A 17055-nucleotide genomic window follows, 5' to 3' on the forward strand; every position below is an offset into this window, starting at 1 on the left:
CCATGGCTAAGACCATCATGATCGTCGACGATTCCGCGTCGGTACGGCAAGTCGTCGGGATCGCGCTGCGAGGCGCGGGCTACGAAGTCATTGAAGGATGTGACGGCAAAGATGCACTGACGAAGCTGCATGGACAAAAGGTTCATCTGATGATCAGCGACCTCAACATGCCCAACATGGACGGCATCGCCTTCATCAAGGCGGTCAAGCAGATGCCCGCCTATAAGTTCACGCCGATCGTCATGCTGACCACGGAAAGCCAGGACACGAAAAAGCGGGAAGGTCAGTTGGCCGGCGCCAAGGCATGGGTCGTCAAACCGTTTCAGCCGCCTCAATTGCTCGCCGCCGTCGAAAAGCTGGTGTTGCCTTGAATCGCGAAGAAGCCGGAGTCATTGCGATGGATGCCACCTATACCGCGCCGATCGACGTGCCGATGACGATCTATCACGCCGCGGAACTCAAGGAGTTCATGCTCGATGCGCTGGAGCGCAGCGGCTGCGTGCGCTTCGACTTGTCGGCCGTTCTCGAGATCGACTGCGCCGGCGTGCAACTGCTCATCGCCGCGCAGCGCCGTGCCGCGGAGCGCCAACAGGTCTGTGAATTCGTCGCTGCAAGTGATGTCGTGCTAACGACACTCGCGCTGCTCGGCCTGCCCCAGACACTGACGCAGGCGCAATCGCCGGCCCAAACGCTTTCGGCGCTTCAGGAGCAAGCTTTATGAATATCGACGACGCACTGCAGACCTTCATCGCCGAGAGCCGCGAGCTGCTCGGGATGATGGAAAGCGGCCTGCTCAGCATGCGCGAGAGCGCCGACCCGGGCGACGAAATCAACGCCGTTTTCCGCGCGGCGCATACGATTAAAGGATCGTCTGGACTCTTCGGCATCGACGGCATCGTAGCGTTCACGCATGTGGTCGAAAGCGTGCTCGACCGCGTACGGGACAACGAGATCGGCATCGATGAATCACTGATCTCGTTGCTGCTCTCGTGCGGCGATCACATCGGCCTGCTCGTGGAGCTCACGGCGGAAACAGGCAATTGCGCAGACGAGGCGCTGCTCGCACAGGCGCAGCCGCTCGTCGATGCGCTGGGCCGCTATCTCTCGGCGCCGCAGCATACGGCGCAACCGAAGTCCGATATCGCAACGGACGACCGTGCTGAAGCGGTCGCGGCATCAGGCATGCAGCGTTGGCTTGTCTCGCTGCAATGCGGCGAGCCCGTATTGCGCAACGGGATGGACCCGCTCTCGATCATCCACTACCTCGCCCGGCTCGGCGAGGTCACCCAGGTGTGCGCGAATGGCGACCGCGTTCCGTCGCTCGACGTGCTCGATCCCGAAGCCTGTTTTCTCGGGTTCGAAATCGAGCTGCTCAGCGACGCGGGTCGGCAAGCTATCGAAGGGGCATTCGAGTTCGTCCGTGAGGACTGCGAGCTGAAAATCCAGACCGATAGCGAGCAAATCGCAATGCCACCGGCCGCACCGATGCAGCCGGTGGCCGAATCGCCAGCCGACGCCGTCTCGAGGGTGGAGGACGCCTTGCCGGGCCAGAGCGCAACGGCTGCCGCCGCGGCGCCTGCGCGCAGCAGCGGCGCCGCGCGCGAGAACAAATCCGCCGACTCACACTCGATTCGCATTGACGCGGACAAGCTCGACCACCTGATCGATCTCGTCGGCGAACTGATTACGGCATCGGCAAGCACGGAGCTTGCCGCACGCAAGACGCAGAACACCGAGCTGCGCGAATCCGCGGCAACGCTCAATGGCCTGATCCAGAAAGTGAGGGACAGCGCGCTGCAGCTGCGCATGGTCAAGATCGGCGCGACGTTCAACCGCTTTCGCCGCGTGGTGCATGACGTCGCGCAGGAACTCGGCAAGCGCATCGATCTGATCGTCGAGGGAGAGGACACGGAACTCGACAAGACGGTGGTCGAAAAGATTGGCGATCCGCTGACGCACCTCGTTCGCAATTCGATGGACCACGGCATAGAGCCGGCGGACATTCGCCGCGCGCGCGGCAAGCCGGAACAAGGGACGGTGACGCTGAATGCCTTCCATGATTCCGGCTCTATCGTGATCGAAGTGAGCGACGATGGCGGCGGGCTCGACCGGAATCGCATCCTCGCGAAGGCAGTGGAGCGCGGGCTCGTCCCACCGGATGCCGCACTCTCCGACGACGAAGTCTATGCGCTCATTTTCGAGCCGGGCTTTTCGACCGCCGAACGCGTCACGAACCTGTCGGGGCGCGGTGTCGGCATGGACGTGGTGAAGCGCAACATCAACGCGCTGCGCGGCAGCATCGGCATCGATAGCCGCCCGGGGCTCGGCACCACGATTTCGGTGAGGCTGCCGCTCACGCTCGCCATCATCGACGGCTTTCAGGTTTGCGTCGGCGATTCGATCTTCATCCTGCCGCTGGATACCGTCGAGGAGTGCGTCGAATTCTCGTCGAGCGGCGTGCATGACTACACGGATCTGCGTGGGCAGGTGCTGCCTTTCATTCGGCTGCGTGAGCGTTTCGAACTGGAGGGTCCGGTCAGTTCGCGCCCGAACATCGTCGTCGTCAAGCATGCCGGGCAACGTTTCGGTCTGCTTGTCGATCGGCTCCTGGGCGAAGGGCAAACCGTCATCAAACCGCTGTCGAAGGTGTTCGGCAAAGTGCGCGGCGTGAGCGGCTCGACCATCCTTGGTAGCGGCGACGTCGCCCTGATTCTCGACATCGCCGATTTGATGGCAATGGCCGGACCCATGGGGTCGAACTCCGGGAGCCCGGCTCTCGCAACCTGTTAGGCCCTGAGGACCCGCCCCATGACTCGCTTGACACAGCCCCAGATCCCCTCGCCGGACGCAGCACAGCGCTTGGCGCAATACCTCACGTTTCTGCTTGGCGGGGAGATGTTCGGCATCGGCATTCTGACCATCAAGGAAATCATCGAATTCCACGAGGTGACGCCGGTGCCCATGATGCCGCGCTGTGTGCGGGGCGTCATCAATCTGCGCGGCGCCGTCGTGCCGGTCGTCGATCTGCAGGCGCGCTTCGGGCGACAGCCCACGCCTGTTACCAAACGCACCTGCATCGTCATCGTCGAGTTGGGCACGAGCAGTGAAATTCCCGTGATCGGCGTCGTTGTCGATGGGGTGAGCGAAGTGCTCGACATCACAGCGAGCGACATTGAACCCGCGCCGGCATTCGGCGCGCAAATGCGCACCGATTTCATCGCCGGCATGGCGAAGGTGCGCGATCGCTTTGTGATTCTGCTTTCCGTCGAGGACGTTCTCGCGATCGACGAACTGGCCGCGCTCGCAGGAGAGCGGCAGCTTGCAGCCTCCGCGCTCGCATAGAACCGCTGTATTGAATCCGCTCTTCGCTTTCGCCCGTCTTCCAGGAAACATCATGAACTCCAGCCATTCCTTCGCCTCGCGCCGCCTCTGGCTGTGCGCGTCAACGAGCGCAATTGCACTCGCCATCATCGCTATCCTCGGCGCATTGCATGCTCTGCCGCCGGTCGTCACGATCGGGTTGTCCATCGCTATCGGGTTGGCCGCCGTCGTCGCCTGCACGGCATTCGACCGCGCCGCGGCACGCCGCATCGCGCTCGCGCGCCAGATGGCGCTCGAGATCGCGTCCGGCAAGGTCAACGTCGCGACGCCCCACGAGCACCTGGCGAGCGATGCGCTCATCGCCGCGCTCGACGAAACGCGAACCACGCTGCGCACATTGAACGACGAGCTCACGCGGATGTCGCAGAGTCACAACGAGGGTGACATCGACGTGACGATCGACCTCTCCCATGTGAAGGGAGACTTTCGTGCCATGGCCGACGGCATCAACAAGATGGTCGGCGGCCACATCGCGGTGAAGAAAAAGGCAATGGCCTGCGTGGCCGAATTCGGGCGCGGCAACTTCGAAGCGCCGCTCGAGCAGTTCCCCGGCAAGAAGGCGTTCATCAACGAAACGATCGAACAGGTGCGCCGCAATCTGAACGGCATCATCGCGGAGATGAACAGGATGTCGGCCGAGCACGACAAGGGCGATATAGACGTGATGATCGCCTCCGAGAATTTCGACGGTGCGTTCCGCTCCATGGCCGACGGCATCAACAAGATGGTCGGCGGGCACATCGCGGTGAAGAAAAAGGCGATGGCCTGCGTGGCCGAATTCGGACGCGGCAACTTCGAAGCGCCGCTCGAACAGTTCCCCGGCAAGAAGGCGTTCATAAACGAAACGATCGAGCAGGTGCGCCGCAATCTGAAGGCGCTCATCACCGACACGGCCGCGCTCGTCGCGTCGGCTCGCGCCGGCCGGCTCGAAACGCGCGCCGATGCGAGCGCGCACCAGGGCGATTTCCGTCGCATCGTGGAAGGCATCAACCAGACCCTCGACGCCGTGATCGAGCCGCTTAACGAGGCGAGCCGCGTGCTCAAGGCCATCGAAGGCGGCGACCTGACGCAAACGGCCAGCACCGCGTTCGAAGGGCAGTTGAAGGCGCTTTGCGAGAGCGTGAACAGCACGGCGACCAAGCTGGCCGAAGTGGTGGACGAGGTCAACGGCGGAGCGATGTCGCTGGCGAACGCGTCGGAAGAAGTCAGCGCGGCAGCGCAGTCACTCTCTCAAGCCGCCAGCGTGCAGGCCGCCAGCGTCGAGGAAACGAGTGCCTCGCTCGAGCAGATGACCGCATCGATCTCTCAGAACACCGAGAACTCGCGCGTGACCGACGGTATGGCGAGCAAGGCAGCCAACGAAGCGAACGAAGGCGGGGATGCAGTCAGGGCGACGGTCGGCGCCATGAAGCAGATCGCGCAGAAGATCGGCATCATCGACGACATCGCCTACCAGACCAATCTGCTGGCGTTGAATGCCGCCATCGAAGCGGCGCGCGCGGGCGAACACGGCAAGGGCTTCGCCGTGGTGGCGGCCGAAGTGCGCAAGTTGGCCGAGCGCAGCCAGGTGGCCGCGCAGGAAATCGGCAACGTGGCGGCTTCGAGTGTCGAACTCGCGGAAAAGGCGGGACATCTGCTCGACCAGATGGTGCCGAACATCCGCAAGACGTCCGACCTCGTGCAGGAAATCACGGCATCGTCCGAAGAGCAATCCGCGGGCGTCAACCAGATCAACAGCGCTGTTGCGCAACTGAGTCAAACCACTCAGCAAAATGCTTCGAGCTCCGAAGAACTGGCTGCGACGGCGGAAACGATGAATACCCAGACCACGCAACTGCAGCAGACGATGAGCTTTTTCAAGATTCGTTCCGGTAAAACCATCCGCCCCGCTGCGGCACACCGCACCCCGGCAGCGCCCGTCGCCACGATCGCCAAACCTCGCGCGTCGCTCCGCCAGATGCCGCTGCATGCGGCGCACGAGAGCGACGACGAGCCGGCGTTCCATCTCGACGAAGCGCAGTTCGTTTCCTACTGATCGGCGCCACCGGCATGCGCTCTGCCGCATGCCGGACGACGCGCAATAGCGAGGGCAGATGGAAACCATCACCGATTCCGAGTTCAGGCAGTTCCAGTCATTCATCTTCGATGCAGCGGGAATCAGTCTTGCGCCGGCAAAGAAGGCACTCGTCAGCGGCCGGCTGGCCAAGCGCCTGCGGGCCTGCCAGCTCGACAGCTACGGCGCGTACTTCGCGCTGGTTTCCAGCGACGCGCATCGCGCAGAGCGGCAGATCGCAATCGATTTGCTGACCACGAACGAAACCTATTTCTTTCGCGAACCTAAGCACTTCGACTTTCTGGGCACGGTTGCATCCGAAGTCCGGGCACCGGTGTTCCGCACCTGGAGTGCGGCCTGCTCCAGTGGAGAGGAGGCATACAGCATCGCCATGGTGCTGGCCGACCGGCTTGCGGGACGGCCTTTCGAAGTGGTCGGCACAGATATCAGCACACGCATGCTGCAGGCCGCGCAGCGCGGGCATTACCCCGATATTCGCGCGCGCCAGATGCCGGTCGATTACCGGAAACGGTTTTGCCTGCGCGGAACGGGTGCACAAGAAGGAACGCTGCTCGTCGAACGCGGGCTGCGCCAACAGGTGCGTTTCGCACAGGCCAATCTTGTCGCGCCATTGCCCGATCTGGGGCGCTTCGATGTGGTGTTCCTGCGCAACGTCATGATCTACTTCGACGCGGCGACGAAACGCGAGGTGGTTCAGCGCGTCTCATCGCTATTGCGTCCCGACGGATATCTTTGTATCGGGCACTCGGAAAGCCTGCACGATCTCGGGGTCGACCTGATCCCGGTTTCCCCTTCGATCTTTCGCAAACCCGGCCGCGCCGGGCATTGAGGGGAGGCGCCGATGACTCGAATCCGCGTATTGATCGTGGACGACTCCGCTGTCGTTAGACAGGTGGTTTCCGGCATGCTGACAGCGGCCGGCATCGAGGTAATGGATGCGGTTCCGGATCCGATCGCCGCGATGAACCGTCTCGCGCACGGCTGGCCGGACGTGATCCTGCTCGATGTCGAGATGCCGCGCATGGACGGCATTACGTTCCTGAAGAAGATCATGGCGGAACGGCCGACGCCCGTCGTCATCTGTTCCACGCTCACCGAAAAGGGCGCCCGCACGACCATCGACGCCATGGCGGCAGGCGCCGTGTCGGTAGTCGCCAAGCCGCGACTGGGTCTGAAGCAGTTTCTGCTGGAAGCCGCCGACGAGCTGACCACGACGATTCGCGCCGCAGCGCGCGTGAATGCGGCACGGCTCGCCCGCCGGCATCCCCCGGCCGTGCCGGTCCCGAAACATACGGCGGATGTGGTGCTGCCGCCGGGCATGCCGGGCGCGCTGTCGCAAATGACCGAACGCATTGTGGCAATCGGCACGTCGACGGGCGGCACTCAGGCGCTCGAAGTCGTACTGACGGCGCTACCGCGCGTCTCCCCCGGCATCGTAGTCGTGCAGCACATGCCGGAAAAGTTTACGGCTGCTTTTGCCGAGCGTCTCAACCGGATTTGCGAGATCGAGGTCAAGGAAGCCGAGCCGAACGATCGCGTGACGCAAGGACGCGCGCTGATCGCGCCCGGCGGCAAGCATTTGACCGTGCGGCGCAGCGGCGCACAACATTTCGTCGACGTCATCGACGGGCCGCTCGTCAATCGTCATCGCCCCTCGGTGGACGTGCTCTTTCGCTCGGTCGCCCGCAGCGCGGGCCGCAGTGCGCTCGGAATCATCATGACCGGCATGGGCGATGATGGCGCGGCCGGGCTTGCCGAGATGCATGTCGCCGGCGCACGTACGCTCGCGCAGGACGAAGAAAGCTGCGTCGTGTTCGGCATGCCTCGGGAAGCGATCAAACGCGGTGGCGTCGACAAGGTCATCCCGTTATCCGCGATCAGTCAGGAAATCGTGCTGGTGCAAGCTCACCGCGCTTGAGCGCGGCGCGACGCGGCACACCACTTCAACGTGTAAGCGCATCGAGCCGCAACGGCATTCACCGTTGCGGCTCGATGGTGCCTGCTATTTCAATGTGCGGTTTCGGCCGCGCTCTGGAGCGCAGCAATGTCGTTTGCCGACATCATGTGCTGCAAGGCGAGCAGGACGACGAACCGGCCGCGCACCTTGCCCATGCCTTGAATGAACTCGGTTCGGACAGACGAGCCGAACGCGGGCGGCGGTTCGATGTCCGAGGCCGGGATATCGAGCACCTCGTTGACAGCATCGACCACGATGCCGATATCCTGCCGTTCGCCTTGAACCTGCACTTCGACAATGACGATGCACGTGCGTTTCGTCACCTCGGACGAGGGCTTGCCGAAGCGCGCCAGCAGATCCATGACCGGCACCACCGCGCCACGCAGATTGATGACGCCGCGCGCGAACGCCGGCATCATCGGCACGGTTGTCATCGCCGTGTAGCTGATGATTTCCTTGATCGACAGAATGCCAAGCCCGTAGGCTTCGCCGGCCAGCATGAAAGTCAGCACCTGGGCTGGCTCGGCGATGTCCACGGTCTCGGGCGCGTTGACCTGCGCCCGCGGTTCGGCAGAAGCGGGAGTCTGATTCATGATCCGGCTCCCCCCATCAGAACTTCGCGAATTGTGATTCGTCGGGCATCTCCGTGCTGACGAACGCGAGCCCAGGCGCCAACGCCAGGCCGCCGGCCGGCTTTGCGGCGCTGCGCGCACGCGTGTGCGCCGTCGAGCTGCGGGCGCTGCCGGCATCGCTCGCGCGCGTCGTGCTGGCACCCGCTGCCAGGCGGAAGAACGTCATTGCCTGCCGCAACTGCTCCGACTGGCTGCTCATCTCCTCCGCGGTCGCTGCCAGTTCTTCGGAGCTGGAGGCGTTCTGTTGCGTGGTCTGGCTCAACTGGCTGACCGCCACGTTGATCTGCCCAACGCCGGACGACTGCTCTTCCGACGCGGCAGTGATCTCCTGCACCAGTTCCGAGGTCTTCTTGATGTTGGGCACCATCGAATCGAGCAGCGCGCCGGCCTTCTCGGCCAGTTCGACGCTCGAGCCCGCCACAGTGCCGATTTCCTGCGCGGCCACCTGGCTGCGCTCGGCCAACTTGCGCACCTCGGCCGCCACCACGGCGAAGCCCTTGCCGTGTTCGCCCGCGCGCGCCGCTTCGATGGCGGCGTTCAGCGCCAGCAGATTGGTTTGATAAGCGATGTCGTCGATGATGCCGATCTTCTGCGCGATCTGCTTCATGGCGCTGACCGTTGCCTTGACCGCTTCCCCGCTGTGCGCGGCTTCTTTCGCGGCCTGCTGCGCCATACCGTCGGTCACTTTCGCGTTATCGGTGTTCTGTGTGATCGATGCCGTCATTTGTTCGATCGACGCGCTCGTCTCCTCGACGCCGGCCGCCTGTTCGCTCGAAGCCTGGCTCAGCGATTGCGCGGTCGCGCTGACCTCCTCGGCCGCGCCTGCCAGTGCCTCCGCCCCGCTATTGACTTCGCCAACCACGTTGGACAGCCTCGCGATCATGTTTTGCATCGCCCGCAGCAGTTGCCCGACCTCGTCTTTGTTCTTCGATTCGATGCGAACCGTGAGGTCGCCCTCGGCGAGCCGGTTGGCGGCCTCCAACGCCTGCCTCAGCGGCTTGCTGACGCCGCGACTGATGAGGAAGCCGAGCAGCACGCCCAACGCCAGAGCAGCCGCAATCGTGCCGATCATCAGCGAGCGGCTTTGCTCGTACAGCGCGGTGGTGTCTTCGGATGCCTGCTTCGCGGCGGCCTCTTTCACCTGAGCGAGGTCGGTCATTGTGTCGTCCAGCACGGTGGCCTTTTCGCGCACCGTTGCCATCGCCGCCGTGAGCGCGGGATCGCGCGCGGTCAGTTTGCTCGCGTTGATTAGCGTGACGAGCGTCGCCTGGTCGCGCAGGTAGGCGTCCCAGGTTCGGGAAAAGCTGTTCAGCAGTTGTTTGCCCTTTTCCGAGGTCATGAGCGGGCGCGCCTTGTCCATGTTGTTTTTCAACAAGTCGACCGACTTGTTCATTATGTCGAGATACTTCGCGCGCTCTTCCGTCGTGGTAGCCAGCAGCGCGTTGCCGCGAGCTCGTCCGATGTAAATCAGGTCGATGTTGGCTTCCTTGATGTAAGACACGCCGAGCACTTCGTTGCTGTACATGTGATCGGCAAGATCGTTGATCTTGCCGGCGTTGCTGATGCCTACCATGCCAACGATACCGCTGGCCGAAGCGACGACGAGAAAGGCGGCTACAAGGCGGATGCCTATCCTGATATTGCCAAGCATATGAAAGTGTCCTTGGAAAAGGGATTCAGCAGGGCTTACGTCAGTCGCGACTTCGGGGACGGATTAAATCGCGAGCATCACGCTCATCTCGGTCATGCGAGCCCCGCGTATAAACGTGGATATCGGTTAGAGACAACTACGCCTTAATCCCTGATCCGGAAAATTCTTTGTAACGCCTGGAGAGGAATAATTTACCACCTGTGTTTGCGCAAATTCCCTGGCCGTTGCGTCAGAGGCGATCGTATTGACACCTTTTCCCCGCTCGAAATGCAATCTGCATCATTACAATTTCAATAAGGAAAATAATCAGGCGAGGCTGAAAAACGGCAAATTGGACGCGCCCTCCTTTAGTACGTCCTGTGCGCTCGCCTTTTTATTGAAAATGGTCTAACGGGTTAAAACAAGCGAGTTGCGGGAAAGTGCCGCCACGTTTGGCTTGCGCTGTTATGGACGGCGGCAGGATGGGTTTGCGAGACAACCAGAGCGTCTCTCAAGCTAATGCGCGAGAGGTTTCGGTTGGAACGTTCCGTCTCGAAAGTCCCTCCAGATCGATGAGGTCTCGTGCCGCGTGGCTCATGATCGTCTGCTTGGCCGCCGCGTAGCCCCTACGGCCGGCGCGCTGTCAGTGTTTCCTCACGGAGCACAGTCACTGGAGTGCCGCTTCCGGGCTGGCCAGCCATCAGATGCCCCTCCTGCGTCACGTTCGTCTCAATTGATATGCGTCAAGTTGTTTCCGGATGGTCTCCTGATAATCAGGTGCATCTGGCTGTGTGGGAGATTCCGATCCACCAGCGCTGCATCTTCTGAAGGGTTGTCTCCTCCATATCTCCATAGATATGGTTCGGCTCGCCACGGCGGGCTTTTTTTTGGGCTCCACACGCTGCTGTCGATGTAATCGCAAGCGCCGTTCATCCAGGAATTGCTGAAGTGCCTGGCGGGTGGCGCTTCGAACAAGAGGAAAGCGAGTGTCATGCTAAAGATCGACCGGGCGTTCACGAGCGGGATTGAGCAGCGGCCTGAATCACTCGCCGTCGTACGCGCTGTCACGGGCATGTGTAGCAGTCTCGGCATAGGCAGCACGGCTGAAGGCGTGGAGACGATTGCCCAGTTTGGACTGCTTGGCATCGAACGATGCGACGAAGTTCAGGGTTATCTGTTCAGCGAGCCGAAACCGGAGCGTGACCTCCACCGCGTTCTTGCGTCATGCAATCTTGTAGATGTCGTGCCAACGGGCATGCGTTCCGGAAAGCGGGACACGGACGAGGCGCAGGTAATGGCCGTTTCTTTCGCCGAGGGATAACGATGTGTTAGCGTCGAAATCCGCCAACCGCCATGGGCAACGTCCAGACGCGGCGATGCCTGGGTGACAATCCGAAAAATTCTTGATGTCGCGGCGAAAGCGCGATGTAGAAATGAAACCGTCAATAGAGACTCATATGCAAGGCGCTGCCGATGCTCAAGCGAACGAACGGACGCTTTCCCGGGTTGGGCAGTTGACTCGCGTGCTGCACGATTCGCTGCGCGAACTCGGTCTCGACAGGCGCGTGCTGCTTGCCGCAGAGGTGGTACCCGAAGCCCGCGATGGTCTTCAATACGTGGCCTCTGTTTTCGAGCAGCGTGCCGATTGCACGCTGAACGCGATCGACTCGGCCAGACTGCTTCAGGATGAGCTGGAGAAACTGGCCGCAGCGCTGTGCGCCCGATGGGCGCAGTGGTACGCCGTGCCTGGCGGAGGCGACAAGGTGCCTCGTCTGTTGAACGACACGAGGGCATTCCTCTCGAAGGTGTCGGACACGGCCAGTTCGACCAATACCCAATTGCTCACAGTTCTCATGGCGCAGGACTTTCAGGATCTGGGGGGACAAGTGATCCGCAGAGTCCTGGACATCATCCTTGTGATCGAAAGGGAACTGCTTGCCGTGCTGCTCGAAAACGTGGCGCCTGAAACGCTTGCGCGCATCGCTGCGTCGGGTGAGGTTCAGCCATCGATAGGGGGCGAACCATCTCAGCAACGTGAGCGCCCGGCGCTGGAAAAACTGAACGAATCTGAGGTTGACGATCTGCTCGCAAGCCTCGGGTTCTGACTGCCGTTACATACGGCGCAATTCAAACGCAGAAGCGGCACTCACGCTCGCATCTTCCGACATTGCCGAAACTGCAGTGCCATCCATGTCGCGTTGCAGGAGGCGACCCTCGAACCATCGGTTTCGGTCCGCTTCGCTCACGTTCGCGGACAGGGTGGAGGTGGGCAACGGCGGAACGCCATCGCTGATCAGCACGACGTCGACGTCACTCGCCGTGCCCGTCGAGGCAGGCATCGCGTTCAGCAACAACGTGGGCGCCGCGTTTGGGACGACCGCATGTTGATCGGCGCGCCCAGCAGCTAGAAAAAAATTCTCCAAAGCGGCGAAGCTATAAAAAATATTGAAATTGGCTTCTCCTGTCAGAGCGATATGATTCCTCCATCGACCGCACTGTCCGATATGTGGGAGCCGGGCGAGCACGGCTGCTGGCAGGCAGTCGCTCGCCGGTTGCTCGCGTGCGGGCTTCAGACTCAACAAGGAAACGCATGGCTGTCCACGCAAGCAAATCTTCTGTGCAAACCCGCCTCGTCCATGGCGGGCGGAATCCCGCCTGTTTCTCGGGGATGGTCAACACGCCCGTTCATCGGGGATCGACAGTGGTCGCCGCATCGCTTGCCGAATGGGACAGCCGCAAGGAGCCCGGCAATCCCACAGCGTCTTACGGACGTTTCGGCACGCCGACCACACGCTCCTTCGAACAGGTGGTCGCGGACCTGGAAGGCGGCTATCGCAGCATCGTGTTCCCATCGGGATTGTCCGCGTGCGCCCTGAGCTTGCTGGCATTCGTCCGGAGCGGCGACCACGTGCTGATGAGCGACGCCGTATACGGACCGACGCGTCAGTTCGCGGAGAACGTGCTGACACGGTTCGGTATCCAAACGACTTTCTTCGACCCGCTGGCGGGCGCCGGTATCCGCGCAGACTTCAGACCGAATACACGCGTCGTCTTCGTCGAGTCGCCAAGTTCATGGACCTTCGAGGTTCTCGACATTCCGGCTATGGCCGAGGTCGCCAAGAGCGCAGGCGCAACGGTAATCATGGACAACACATGGGCTTCCCCGCTCTATTTCAACGCGCTGGGTCATGGCGTGGACGTTTCGATTCAGGCCGCAACGAAATACATCGTCGGCCACTCGGACGCATTACTCGGTGTAGCGACAGCAACCGAAGCCGCATGGCCCACTCTGGCGAAGGGTGCGCACGACTGCGGCCAGACCGCAGGCCCGGATGATCTTTATCTCGCCTTGCGCGGCATCAGGACACTCGATGTGCGTCTGAGGCAGCATTGGGCCAATGGAGTGAAACTCGCACAGAGTCTGGTCGGGCATCCGTTGATCGAGCGCGTCATGCATCCTGCGCTGCCCGACGATCCGGGCCACAAGCTCTGGACGCGCGACTTCACGGGCGCGAGCGGACTGTTCGGCGTCGCGCTCAAGCCGATGCCACGTGCCGCGCTCGCGGCCCTGATGGACAGCTTCAGACTGTTCGGCATCGGGCTTTCGTGGGGCGGCTTCGAGAGCCTGGCGTTGTTGTCCGAGCCTGTCCTGCGCCGGTCCGTGCGCCCCTGGCCGCACCGCGGCCACGTGCTGCGGATCCACGCTGGCCTGGAAAACGTTGACGACCTCATCGCCGACATGCGCGAAGCGTTGCGCAACGCGCAAGCGCAGCTTTGAGTCTGCTGTAGAAACGGATGCGAACCGGCCTCACGAAAGTTCAGGGAAACGAACCATTTTCCGGAAAACATATTCATGCAAAAGCACCGGAACCCTTCCACACGGGGGATTTGCCATGTCTGACGCGAGTCTCGACCCGAGCCGCATGCCTCCATCGCTGTGGGCGGCCACATCTGCTCCCGCCGTGCCCACCACACCGCTGCCGGCCGGCACGTACTTCGCGGACCTGCTGGTCATCGGCGCGGGTTTCACGGGCCTCAGCGCTGCGCTGCATGCGGCAGAGCGTGGAGCCAGGGTCATCGTGCTGGAGGCAACGGAAATTGGATGGGGCGCGTCGGGCCGCAACAACGGGCAAGTGATTCCGGCCATGACGCGCGCCGATCCGGATGCGATCGTTGCGGAATACGGCGCGGACAAGGGCGAAGCACTCGTCGCGCTGATCGGCGAGTCTGCGAATACCGTGTTCGATCTCGTGCGTCGGCACCGGATAGCGTGCGCGGCCGTGCAGGCGGGATGGATACAACCTGCACACCGCGCGAGCCGCCTCGGCCTCGCCCGCGCGCGCGTCGACCAGTGGCGGCGTCGCGGTGTCGATGTAGAACTGCTGGATCGCGACCGTACCGCAGAATTGACCGGCTCGTCGTTTTGGCACGGCGGCTGGCAGAACCCGACCGGCGGGCACCTGAACCCGCTCGCATTCGTCCGCGGACTGGCGCGCGCGGCGCAGGACGCCGGCGCTTGCATCCATACGCACACACCCGTGTCGTCGCTGACGCGGCAGGGTGCTCACTGGGTGGCGGCACACGGCGATGCGTCCGTGCATGCGAGCCGGGTCGTCATTGCCACGCACAGCTACAGCGGGCGCTCCGCCCACGCGCCGTGGCCCGGCATCGCGAACGCGCTGCTGCCCATGCGCTCGTATCAGATGGCGACCCAGCCGCTGCCCACAGATGTGCGCGCCACGATCCTGCCGTTCGATCATGCGATGTCCGATACGCAGTCAGATCTTCACTTCGCACGTTTCGATCACGAGGGGCGGCTTGTAACCGGAGGCGCGCTCGTCGTGCCGATGGGTTATGAACGCCGGCTGCCGCTGCGCATTGGTGCGCGAGTGCGACGGATGTTCGGGCAACTGAACGATGTGCCGATTCGTTTCGAATATCTCTGGCATGGCGACTTCGCGGTCACCCCGGACCGGATGCCTCGCTTCGTGCGGCTCGATGATGGGCTGTACACGTGGTATGGCTGCAATGGGCGCGGCGTCGCACTATCGACCGCGGTCGGCCCCGAGCTTGCGGATGTCGCGCTCACGGGGGACGAGCGCGCATCGAAGCTGCCGTTTTCCACGCTGCGGACGATCACGGCGCACGCGCTCGTCAGGAGAGTTGCGATCGGCGCGATGCTCTATTACCGCTGGAAAGACCACCGCGATTAGGCACCTCCCATGACACGACATCTGTCCGGCATCGATCATTTCGTCATCGCCGTGCGCGATCTCGATGCCGCGCGCGACGACTTCGTGCGGATGGGGTTCTCCCTCACGCCGCGCGGTTACCACACCATGGGCTCCGAGAACCATTGCGCCATGTTCGCCGGCTGCTATCTCGAATTGCTGACGGTTCGCCGGCCACATCCTGTCACGGCGTTCTTCTCGGACTTTCTTGAGCGCGGCGATGGCGCCGCCGCCATGGTGGTCGCGACCGACAGCGCGGACGCGCTGTATCGCGACTGGCGTGCGGCCGGCGTTCCGGCAGAGCCGCCTGTGGGTTTTTCGCGGCCCGTCTCAACGGATAGCGGCACTGCGGATGCGAGCTTCCGGATCACGCAGGTCGACGTCGCATACACACCGGGCGGCCGCGTGTTTGCGTGCGAACATCTGACGCCGGAACTCGTCTATCCGCCCGGCGGCACGCTGCATGCAAATGGCGTAACGGGCCTTGCGGGGATAACGATTTCGGTTGAGGCCGCCCAGCTTGCAACGACGGTCGATCGATACGAACGCGTGCTCGCAGCGAGCGCGATGTGCCTCGCCGATACGAGCTGCCTGATCCGCTGCGGGAATGTCGACGTTCGAATCGAACATGCCGCGCACGAAGACGCGTTCCGTGCAGGGCCGAAGTTCTCCGAGCTTGCGTTCACGGTCGAGTCGCTGGACCGGCTCGTCGATGTACTGCGCCGTGCCGGCATCGAGTCCACGCGAAGCGCGCGCGATGTGGTGGTGGACGGATCTGTTGCGCACGGAGCGGTGCTGCGCTTTGTCGAGCGCGGAAATGCAGCCCATGCCTGAGTGACGCAATTCGCGCCCGGAGTTCGATCCGGGCCTGGAATCGTTCGGCAGCAATCGCGCGACAACAATTAGTAGTCCGATTTTTAACCACTCAAACGGAGTAGTCGACCATGTGTTTCAAACGAAAGTCACGGTTGCTGTCGTCCCTCTTGACGGGCTTTATCGTCGGCGTGTCGGGCAACCTTGCGTACGCGTCACCCGTCACGGTCAAGATTGGCGTTGTCGGCCCGCTGACCGGCGAAGGCGCCGGCTACGGAAAAGACATCTTGAACGGCGTGACAATGGCGGTTGAAGAAGCGAACGCACGACACCTGAGAATCGGCGAAAACGACGTGCACCTGGAAATTGTTCACGAAGACGACCAGAGCGACCCTCGTACCGCCGTGCAGGTCGCGCAGAAGCTCGTCGATGACGGCGTGGCCGTCGTGATAGGCCATTTCAATTCCGGCACGACGTTGCCGGCCTCGACGCTATACGAACGTGCGGGAATTCCGATGATCACGCCGTCCGCGACGAATCCGGCGATTACGGGACGCGGCTATGCCAACGTGTTTCGCATCATCGCCACCGACGCGCAGAATGCCGGCAACGCGGGTGCTTATGCCGTGAAGGTAACGAAGGCGAAGCGCATTGCGGTGCTCGATGACCGGACTGCGTTTGGTGAAGGCGAAGCAGACGAATTCGTCCGCGCGGTAAACGCCGCCGGCGGCACGATCGTCGACCGCGAATACACGAACGACAAGGCGGTAGATTTCAGCGCGCAACTCACCCACATCAAGTCATTCCACCCGGATCTGCTGTTCTTCGGCGGGCTCGACACGCAGAGTGCGTTAATCGTCAAGCGTATGAAGCAGCTCGGAGTGGATGCGCAGTTTCTGGCTGGCGGAGGGGTTGCGGACACCAATTTCCTGAAGTTGGCGGGAACGGCAGCCGATGGGGCAATGGCCTGGGAAAACGGGCCTTCGCTGCAAAGCCTGCCGGGCGGCAGTGGTTTCGCGAACGGGTACAAGGCGCGTTTCGGCAGCGACCCGCTTCCCTACTCGCCGTTCGCGTACGACGGCACACGAATGGCGATTGCAGCAATGCTGGCAGCGAAATCCTTCGAGCCCGCAAACATCTCTCAGGCGCTGAAGGGGCTCGATTTCAACGGCCTGACGGGAATGGTCTCGTTCGACCGCAAAGGCGACCTGAACCATGCGGTCTGCACCTTGTATCAGGTGAAGAACGGCGCGTGGCAAACGGTGACGAGTTCGGCCCGCTGACTGGACAGCGCAGAGCCGTACGACCAGACGGCTGAGACGCCCTCAAGAAACGCT

The 17055-nt window shown here is 62.4% G+C and carries 16 protein-coding genes; 13 read left to right on the forward strand and 3 right to left on the reverse strand.

Annotated elements, in window-relative coordinates; all coding sequences use genetic code 11:
• Positions 1-2: 2 nt before the first annotated feature.
• The 7 genes from P2869_RS28205 to P2869_RS28235 are packed head-to-tail and all read left to right on the forward strand — an operon-like array spanning position 3 to position 7373.
• Positions 3-371 carry a response regulator gene (locus P2869_RS28205; protein WP_017775021.1) on the forward strand — a complete coding sequence of 123 codons (369 nt, stop codon included), beginning with the start codon at positions 3-5 and terminating at the stop codon, positions 369-371.
• Positions 305-721, forward strand: coding sequence for an STAS domain-containing protein (locus P2869_RS28210; protein ID WP_277598669.1), 417 nt, complete (start codon positions 305-307; stop codon positions 719-721). The genes P2869_RS28205 and P2869_RS28210 overlap by 67 nt, the downstream gene beginning before the upstream one ends.
• Positions 718-2790, forward strand: coding sequence for a chemotaxis protein CheA (locus P2869_RS28215; RefSeq protein WP_277598670.1), 2073 nt, complete (start codon positions 718-720; stop codon positions 2788-2790). The genes P2869_RS28210 and P2869_RS28215 overlap by 4 nt, the downstream gene beginning before the upstream one ends.
• Before the next feature lie 18 nt (positions 2791-2808).
• Positions 2809-3342 carry a chemotaxis protein CheW gene (locus P2869_RS28220; protein WP_277598671.1) on the forward strand — a complete coding sequence of 178 codons (534 nt, stop codon included), beginning with the start codon at positions 2809-2811 and terminating at the stop codon, positions 3340-3342.
• A 52-nt stretch (positions 3343-3394) separates the two neighbouring features.
• Positions 3395-5416 (forward strand): methyl-accepting chemotaxis protein, encoded by a 2022-nt coding sequence (locus P2869_RS28225; protein ID WP_277598672.1) that lies wholly within the window; start codon positions 3395-3397, stop codon positions 5414-5416.
• A gap of 58 nt (positions 5417-5474) precedes the next feature.
• Positions 5475-6284, forward strand: coding sequence for a protein-glutamate O-methyltransferase CheR (locus P2869_RS28230; protein WP_126876991.1), 810 nt, complete (start codon positions 5475-5477; stop codon positions 6282-6284).
• A gap of 12 nt (positions 6285-6296) precedes the next feature.
• The gene (locus P2869_RS28235) at positions 6297-7373 is read left to right on the forward strand and encodes a chemotaxis response regulator protein-glutamate methylesterase (RefSeq protein ID WP_277598673.1); all 1077 of its coding nucleotides are present in this window, start codon (positions 6297-6299) and stop codon (positions 7371-7373) included.
• Positions 7374-7462: 89 nt separating this feature from the next.
• On the opposite strand, the gene P2869_RS28240 is transcribed toward P2869_RS28235, so the two are convergent.
• Both P2869_RS28240 and P2869_RS28245 read right to left on the reverse strand, forming a co-directional pair.
• Complete coding sequence (locus P2869_RS28240; protein WP_017775014.1) at positions 7463-8005, reverse strand: chemotaxis protein CheW; 543 nt, start codon at positions 8003-8005, stop codon at positions 7463-7465.
• Positions 8006-8021: 16 nt separating this feature from the next.
• Positions 8022-9695, reverse strand: coding sequence for a methyl-accepting chemotaxis protein (locus P2869_RS28245; RefSeq protein ID WP_277598674.1), 1674 nt, complete (start codon positions 9693-9695; stop codon positions 8022-8024).
• Between the two features lie 970 nt (positions 9696-10665).
• On the opposite strand from P2869_RS28245, the gene P2869_RS28250 reads away from it, so the two are divergent.
• The gene (locus tag P2869_RS28250) at positions 10666-10995 is read left to right on the forward strand and encodes an EAL domain-containing protein (protein WP_277598675.1); all 330 of its coding nucleotides are present in this window, start codon (positions 10666-10668) and stop codon (positions 10993-10995) included.
• A gap of 136 nt (positions 10996-11131) precedes the next feature.
• Positions 11132-11779, forward strand: coding sequence for a protein phosphatase CheZ (locus P2869_RS28255; protein WP_277598676.1), 648 nt, complete (start codon positions 11132-11134; stop codon positions 11777-11779).
• 6 nt (positions 11780-11785) lie between these two features.
• Here the strand turns inward: P2869_RS28255 and P2869_RS28260 are convergent, their stop codons facing one another.
• Positions 11786-12253, reverse strand: a complete 468-nt coding sequence (locus tag P2869_RS28260) for a hypothetical protein (RefSeq protein ID WP_277599935.1) — start codon at positions 12251-12253, stop codon at positions 11786-11788.
• Here P2869_RS28260 and metC point away from each other — a divergent pair.
• The 4 genes from metC to P2869_RS28280 all read left to right on the forward strand — a co-directional run bounded on the left by metC (position 12235) and on the right by P2869_RS28280 (position 17001).
• On the forward strand, positions 12235-13452 hold the full coding sequence (metC, locus tag P2869_RS28265; protein WP_277598677.1) for a cystathionine beta-lyase: 1218 nt from the start codon (positions 12235-12237) through the stop codon (positions 13450-13452). The two genes, P2869_RS28260 and metC, sit on opposite strands and share 19 nt — an antisense overlap.
• 115 nt (positions 13453-13567) lie before the next feature.
• The gene (locus P2869_RS28270) at positions 13568-14887 is read left to right on the forward strand and encodes an FAD-binding oxidoreductase (protein WP_277598678.1); all 1320 of its coding nucleotides are present in this window, start codon (positions 13568-13570) and stop codon (positions 14885-14887) included.
• A 9-nt stretch (positions 14888-14896) separates the two neighbouring features.
• Entirely contained in the window at positions 14897-15739 is an 843-nt protein-coding gene (locus P2869_RS28275) for a VOC family protein (protein ID WP_277598679.1), read from the forward strand.
• Positions 15740-15849: 110 nt separating this feature from the next.
• Complete coding sequence (locus P2869_RS28280; RefSeq protein WP_277598680.1) at positions 15850-17001, forward strand: branched-chain amino acid ABC transporter substrate-binding protein; 1152 nt, start codon at positions 15850-15852, stop codon at positions 16999-17001.
• The last annotated feature ends 54 nt before the right edge of the window (positions 17002-17055 follow it).

The sequence above is a fragment of the Paraburkholderia sp. SUR17 genome, assembly GCF_029536165.1.
Classification (GTDB): domain Bacteria; phylum Pseudomonadota; class Gammaproteobacteria; order Burkholderiales; family Burkholderiaceae; genus Paraburkholderia; species Paraburkholderia kururiensis.